Here is a 5,448-nt window from a genome sequence, read left to right on the forward strand (position 1 = left end):
TGCCCGGCGACAGCGTGACCATGGACGTCACCCTGATCGTCCCGGTGGCCATGGAAGAGAAGCTGCGCTTCGCCATCCGTGAAGGCGGACGTACCGTCGGCGCAGGCGTCGTCGCCGCCATCAACGAATAAAGCGTTCGTCCTCAAGGTCACGTCTGCAGGGAACGATTGAGGGGCGGGTCCTCGCGCCCGCCCCTCAATCGCCCCGCCAAGGTTTCAGGTCATGAACGGTCAGAATATTCGTATCCGCCTCAAGGCGTTCGACCATCGTATCCTCGATGCATCGACCCGCGAGATCGTCTCGACGGCCAAGCGCACCGGCGCCACCATTCGTGGTCCGATCCCGCTCCCGACGCACATCGAGAAGTTCACCGTCAACCGCTCGCCGCACATCGACAAGAAGTCGCGCGAGCAGTTCGAGATGCGCACCCACAAACGCGTCCTCGATATCGTCGATCCGACGCCTCAGACAGTGGACGCGCTGATGAAGCTCGACCTCGCCGCCGGCGTGGACGTGGAGATCAAGCTCTAAGTCCCGCGGGGATTTAGAGCTTACCGTAGAATCGCGCGAGGGAGACACCTATGCGCTCAGGCGTCATCGCACAGAAGGTCGGCATGACCCGCATCTTTACGGATGCAGGCGAACATGTCCCCGTCACAGTGCTCAAAGTCGATCAATGTCAGGTGGTTGCCCACCGTACCGTCGAGAAGAATGGCTACGTCGCCCTTCAAGTCGGCGTCGGCAAGGCCAAGGTGAAGAACGTGTCGGCCGCCGAGCGCGGTCGGTTTGCGGTCGCCAAGGTCGAGCCCAAGCAGAAGCTGGCCGAGTTCCGCGTGTCCGAGGACAAGCTGATCCCGGTCGGCGCCGAGATCACCGCCGACCACTTCATCCCGGGGCAGTTCGTCGATGTGACGGGCACGACCACGGGTAAGGGTTTTGCCGGCGGTATGAAGCGCTGGAACTTCGGCGGCCTTCGTGCCACCCACGGTGTGTCCATCTCGCACCGTTCGATCGGTTCGACCGGTGGCCGTCAGGACCCGGGCAAGACCTTCAAGAACAAGAAGATGCCCGGTCACATGGGCGTCGATCGGGTCACCACCCAGAACCTGCGCGTCGTGCGCACGGACGTGGAGCGTGGCCTCATCCTCGTCGAGGGCGCCGTTCCAGGTGTCGCCGGCGGCTGGATCCAGATCCGCGACGCGGTGAAGCGCAAGCTCCCCGCGGACGTTCCGCAGCCTGGCAAGTTCCGTGAATTGGGCGCTTCCGCTCCCGTCACGGAAGCGCCGGCTCCCGAGGCTCCCGCTTCCGAGAAGAACGCGTGATGAAGCTCGATATCACCACCCTCGACGGCGAGGGCGCCGGTTCGGTCGACCTCAACGAGACTATCTTCGGTCTCGAGCCGCGCGTCGATCTGCTCCAGCGCATGGTTCGCTGGCAGCTCGCCAAGCGCCAGGCCGGTACGCATGCGGTCAAGAACCGTTCGGACGTGAACCGCACGCGCAAGAAGCTCTACAAGCAGAAGGGCACCGGTAACGCTCGTCACGGCGCCGCCTCCGCTCCGCAGTTCCGCGGTGGTGGCCGTGCTTTCGGTCCGGTGGTGCGCAGCCACGCTCACGACCTGCCCAAGAAGGTTCGTGCGCTCGCTCTGAAGCACGCCCTGTCCGCGAAGGTGAAGGATTCGACCCTCATCATCGTCGACGACGTGAAGCTGACCGAAGGCAAGACCAAGGGTCTGGTTGAGCGCTTCGAGAAGATGGGTCTGACCAGCGCGCTGTTCATCAGCGGTTCCGAGGTGGACGTGAACTTCGCGCGCGCAGCCCGCAACATCCCGCAGATCGACGTGCTGCCGATCCAGGGCATCAACGTCTACGACATCCTGCGTCGCGACAAGCTCGTGCTGACGCGCGCAGCGATCGATGCGCTGGAGGCGCGTTTCCAATGAGTGCCGATCCGCGCCATTACGACATCATCGTTTCCCCGGTCATCACCGAGAAGGCGACGAACCTCACCGAGCAGAACAAGGTCGTTTTTCGGGTTGCCCCGAAGGCCACCAAGCCGCAGATCAAGGAAGCGGTCGAGAAGCTGTTCGACGTCAAGGTCACGGGCGTGAACACGCTCGTCACCAAGGGCAAGAAGAAGATTTTCCGCGGGCTTCGCGGGCAGCGTTCGGACGTGAAGAAAGCGATCGTGACCCTCGCCGAGGGTGAGACGATCGACGTCACGACCGGCCTCTGAGACAAGTCGGGTTAAGGATTACCACCGATGGCCTTGAAGACATTCAAACCGGTCACGCCGAGCCTTCGCCAGCTCGTGCTCGTCGACCGCCGTGAGCTCTACAAGGGCAAGCCGGTCAAGAAGCTCACCGAGGGCAAGTCGTCGTCCGGCGGCCGCAACAACCTCGGTCGCATCACGGTCCGCTTCCGGGGCGGCGGTCACAAGCGCACCCTCCGCAACGTGGACTTCAAGCGTCGCGAGCAGATGGGCGTCTCCGCCACCGTGGAGCGGATCGAGTACGATCCGAACCGCACGGCGTTCATCGCGCTGATCGCCTTCCCCGATGGCACGCAGAGCTACATTCTTGCTCCGCAGCGCCTGTCTCCGGGCGACAAGGTGATCGCCGCCGAGCAGGTCGACATCAAGCCCGGCAATGCCGGTCCGGTCGGCAACATGCCGGTGGGCACGATCGTCCACAACGTCGAGCTCAAGATCGGCAAGGGCGGCGCGATCGCCCGCTCTGCCGGCAACTACGCTCAGATCGTGGGTCGCGATCAGGGTTACGTGACGCTCCGCCTGAACTCGGGCGAGCAGCGCTTGGTCCACGGTCAATGCTTCGCCAGCGTCGGCGCGGTGTCGAACCCCGACCACATGAACATCTCGCTCGGCAAGGCCGGCCGCAATCGCTGGCTCGGCAGGCGCCCGCACGTTCGCGGCGTTGCCATGAACCCGGTCGACCACCCGCACGGCGGCGGCGAGGGACGTACCTCCGGCGGCCGTAACCCGGTCACGCCCTGGGGCGTTCCCACGAAGGGGAAGAAGACCCGCTCGAACAAGCGGACCGACGTCTTCATCCTGTCCAGCCGTCATAACCGTAAGAAGTAACGCCCATGGCACGCTCGCTCTGGAAGGGGCCGTTCATCGACGGCTACCTCCTCAAGAAGGCCGAAGCCGCTCGCGGTTCCAGCCGTAACGAAGTCATCAAGATCTGGAGCCGCCGCTCCACGATCCTGCCGCAGTTCGTTGGCCTCACCTTTGGTGTTCACAACGGACAGAAGCACATCCCGGTCTACGTTTCCGAGGAAATGGTCGGTCACAAGTTCGGCGAGTTCTCGCCGACCCGCACCTTCCACGGTCACGCAGCCGACAAGAAGTCGAAGAGGCGCTGATCATGGGCAAGCCGGCCACTCCCCGCGCGCTCCCCGAGAACGAGGCCCAGGCCGTCGCGCGCATGCTGCGTGTCAGCCCTCAGAAGCTGAATCTCGTTGCGCAGCTCATTCGCGGCAAGAAGGTCGAGTCGGCTCTCGCCGAACTCGAGTTCTCCCGCAAGCGGATCGCCCGCGAGGTCAAGAAGTGCCTCGAGAGCGCCATCGCCAATGCCGAGAACAACCACAACCTGGACGTCGACGATCTCGTCGTCTCCCAGGCGTTTGTCGGCAAGGCGCTCGTGCTCAAGCGCTTCCACGCCCGTGCGCGTGGTCGCGGCGCCCGTATCCTGAAGCCCTTCGCGAACCTCACCATCGTGGTGCGCGAAGTCCCAACCGCCGAAGCGGCGTGAGGAGGACCTGATGGGCCAGAAAGTCAATCCGATCGGTCTGCGGCTCGGTATCAACCGGACCTGGGACTCCCGCTGGTTCGCCCAAAAGGGTGAATACGCCAAGCTCATGCACGAGGACGTCGCGATCCGCGCCGCCCTCATGAAGCAGCTCAAGCAGGCGGCCGTCTCGAAGATCGTCATCGAGCGTCCGCACCGGAAGTGCCGCGTCACCATCCATTCGGGTCGTCCGGGCGTGGTGATCGGCAAGAAGGGCGCCGACATCGAGAAGCTTCGCAAGCTCGTCGGCACCCTGACGAAGGCGGAAGTGACGATCAACATCGTCGAGGTGCGCAAGCCCGAGATCGACGCGACCCTGGTTGCCGATTCGATCGCGCAGCAGCTCGAGCGTCGCGTCGCCTTCAGGCGCGCCATGAAGCGCGCCGTTCAGTCGGCGATGCGTCTCGGCGCGGAAGGCATCCGGATCAACTGCTCGGGCCGCCTCGGCGGCGCCGAGATCGCCCGCCAGGAGTGGTACCGCGAGGGCCGCGTGCCCCTGCATACCCTCCGCGCCGATGTCGACTACGGCGTCGCCACCGCTTTCACGACCTACGGGACGTGCGGCATCAAGGTGTGGGTGTTCAAGGGCGAGATCCTCGAGCACGACCCGATGGCACAGGATAAGAAGGCGCAGGAAGAGGGTGGCCGTTCGGGCGGCCGTCGCGAGCGCGATGGTGAGGGTGGCCGCGAGCGCGGCCGGCGCGAACACGCCTAACGGCGCGTTCGTGACCCCGTCACCCTGGAAAGGTGTTGAGAGGCTGCCATGTTGCAACCCAAGAAGACCAGGTTTCGTAAGCAGTTCAAGGGTCGCATCCACGGTGCGGCCAAGGGCGGCTTCGACCTCAACTTCGGGACCTTTGGCCTGAAGGCCATCGAGCCCGAGCGCATCACAGCGCGCCAGATCGAGGCGGCTCGCCGCGCGATCACGCGTGAGATGAAGCGTCAGGGCCGCGTCTGGATCCGGATCTTCCCGGACGTTCCGGTCACGGCCAAGCCCACCGAAGTCCGCATGGGCTCCGGTAAGGGTGCACCCGAGTTCTGGGCTGCCCGCGTGCATCCCGGTCGTATCATGTTCGAAGTCGACGGCGTGGCCGAGGACGTTGCGAAGGAGGCCCTGCGCCTCGGCGCCGCGAAGCTGCCGATCCGCACGCGCGTCGTTCAGCGTATCGCTGACTAAGGGGAGGGGATCATGAAGTCGTCGCAAAGACAGTCGGATCTGTCCGCCCTGTCACCCGATCAGCTGAACGATGAGTTGCTGAACCTGAAGAAGGAGCAGTTCAACCTGCGCTTCCAGGGGGCCACCGGCCAGCTCGAGAACGTTGCGCGCGTCCGCGAAGTTCGCCGCGATATCGCCCGCGTCCGTACACTCCAGCGTCAGAAGACGCTGAAGTCCGCGCAGGCCTGAGGAGTACATCATGCCGAAGCGCGTATTGCAGGGCGTCGTCGTCAGCGACAAGGGCGAGAAGACCGTCGTCGTGAAGGTGGAGCGCCGCTTCACCCACCCGGTGATGAAGAAGACCGTCCGTCGCTCGAAGAACTATCACGCCCACGACGAGGCGAACGTGGCCAAGGTCGGACAGACCGTGTCGATCGAAGAGTGCCGTCCGTTCTCGAAGACCAAGACCTGGAAGCTCATCGAC

At 64.3% G+C, this 5,448-nt stretch carries 11 protein-coding genes and 1 pseudogene; all 12 read left to right on the top strand.

All coding sequences use genetic code 11. The annotated features are described in order from the left end of the window. Positions 1-131 (top strand): annotated as a pseudogene (tuf, locus tag JWQ05_RS17525) (elongation factor Tu); the annotation flags it as partial. A 91-nt stretch (positions 132-222) separates the two neighbouring features. Then, a complete protein-coding gene (gene rpsJ, locus JWQ05_RS17530) occupies positions 223-531 on the top strand; it encodes a 30S ribosomal protein S10 (protein WP_018044230.1) in 309 nt (102 codons plus the stop codon). A gap of 50 nt (positions 532-581) precedes the next feature. Beyond that, positions 582-1,322, top strand: a complete 741-nt coding sequence (gene rplC, locus JWQ05_RS17535; protein WP_299661067.1) for a 50S ribosomal protein L3 — start codon at positions 582-584, stop codon at positions 1,320-1,322. Continuing rightward, positions 1,322-1,942 (top strand): 50S ribosomal protein L4, encoded by a 621-nt coding sequence (gene rplD / locus JWQ05_RS17540; RefSeq protein ID WP_299661069.1) that lies wholly within the window; start codon positions 1,322-1,324, stop codon positions 1,940-1,942. The genes rplC and rplD overlap by 1 nt, the downstream gene beginning before the upstream one ends. Further along, positions 1,939-2,235 carry a 50S ribosomal protein L23 gene (locus JWQ05_RS17545; protein ID WP_056091577.1) on the top strand — a complete coding sequence of 99 codons (297 nt, stop codon included), beginning with the start codon at positions 1,939-1,941 and terminating at the stop codon, positions 2,233-2,235. Before rplD ends, JWQ05_RS17545 begins: the two co-directional genes overlap by 4 nt. A 27-nt stretch (positions 2,236-2,262) precedes the next feature. Continuing rightward, complete coding sequence (gene rplB / locus JWQ05_RS17550; protein WP_299661074.1) at positions 2,263-3,099, top strand: 50S ribosomal protein L2; 837 nt, start codon at positions 2,263-2,265, stop codon at positions 3,097-3,099. Between the two features lie 5 nt (positions 3,100-3,104). Further along, the gene (rpsS, locus tag JWQ05_RS17555) at positions 3,105-3,383 is read left to right on the top strand and encodes a 30S ribosomal protein S19 (RefSeq protein WP_055949278.1); all 279 of its coding nucleotides are present in this window, start codon (positions 3,105-3,107) and stop codon (positions 3,381-3,383) included. Positions 3,384-3,385: 2 nt separating this feature from the next. Then, a complete protein-coding gene (gene rplV, locus JWQ05_RS17560; protein ID WP_299661078.1) occupies positions 3,386-3,772 on the top strand; it encodes a 50S ribosomal protein L22 in 387 nt (128 codons plus the stop codon). Positions 3,773-3,782: 10 nt separating this feature from the next. Then, on the top strand, positions 3,783-4,523 hold the full coding sequence (rpsC, locus tag JWQ05_RS17565; RefSeq protein ID WP_056481096.1) for a 30S ribosomal protein S3: 741 nt from the start codon (positions 3,783-3,785) through the stop codon (positions 4,521-4,523). Between the two features lie 48 nt (positions 4,524-4,571). Continuing rightward, positions 4,572-4,985, top strand: a complete 414-nt coding sequence (gene rplP / locus JWQ05_RS17570) for a 50S ribosomal protein L16 (RefSeq protein ID WP_056091591.1) — start codon at positions 4,572-4,574, stop codon at positions 4,983-4,985. A 12-nt stretch (positions 4,986-4,997) separates the two neighbouring features. Beyond that, positions 4,998-5,213: a 50S ribosomal protein L29 gene (rpmC, locus tag JWQ05_RS17575; protein ID WP_238204519.1), complete on the top strand. Its 216-nt coding sequence runs from the start codon at positions 4,998-5,000 to the stop codon at positions 5,211-5,213. 10 nt (positions 5,214-5,223) lie between these two features. Then, positions 5,224-5,448: 30S ribosomal protein S17 (rpsQ, locus tag JWQ05_RS17580; protein WP_299661094.1), on the top strand; the 225-nt coding region annotated here is incomplete at its 3' end.

This window comes from Methylobacterium sp., from assembly GCF_028290105.1.
In the GTDB taxonomy this organism is placed as follows: Bacteria; Pseudomonadota; Alphaproteobacteria; order Rhizobiales; family Beijerinckiaceae; genus Methylobacterium.

Coding starts and splice junctions, on each gene's coding strand:
- rpsJ (WP_018044230.1), top strand. CDS start 223: ATGAACGGTCAGAATATTCGTATCCGCCTCAAGGCGTTCGACCATCGT.
- rplC (WP_299661067.1), top strand. CDS start 582: ATGCGCTCAGGCGTCATCGCACAGAAGGTCGGCATGACCCGCATCTTT.
- rplD (WP_299661069.1), top strand. CDS start 1,322: ATGAAGCTCGATATCACCACCCTCGACGGCGAGGGCGCCGGTTCGGTC.
- JWQ05_RS17545 (WP_056091577.1), top strand. CDS start 1,939: ATGAGTGCCGATCCGCGCCATTACGACATCATCGTTTCCCCGGTCATC.
- rplB (WP_299661074.1), top strand. CDS start 2,263: ATGGCCTTGAAGACATTCAAACCGGTCACGCCGAGCCTTCGCCAGCTC.
- rpsS (WP_055949278.1), top strand. CDS start 3,105: ATGGCACGCTCGCTCTGGAAGGGGCCGTTCATCGACGGCTACCTCCTC.
- rplV (WP_299661078.1), top strand. CDS start 3,386: ATGGGCAAGCCGGCCACTCCCCGCGCGCTCCCCGAGAACGAGGCCCAG.
- rpsC (WP_056481096.1), top strand. CDS start 3,783: ATGGGCCAGAAAGTCAATCCGATCGGTCTGCGGCTCGGTATCAACCGG.
- rplP (WP_056091591.1), top strand. CDS start 4,572: ATGTTGCAACCCAAGAAGACCAGGTTTCGTAAGCAGTTCAAGGGTCGC.
- rpmC (WP_238204519.1), top strand. CDS start 4,998: ATGAAGTCGTCGCAAAGACAGTCGGATCTGTCCGCCCTGTCACCCGAT.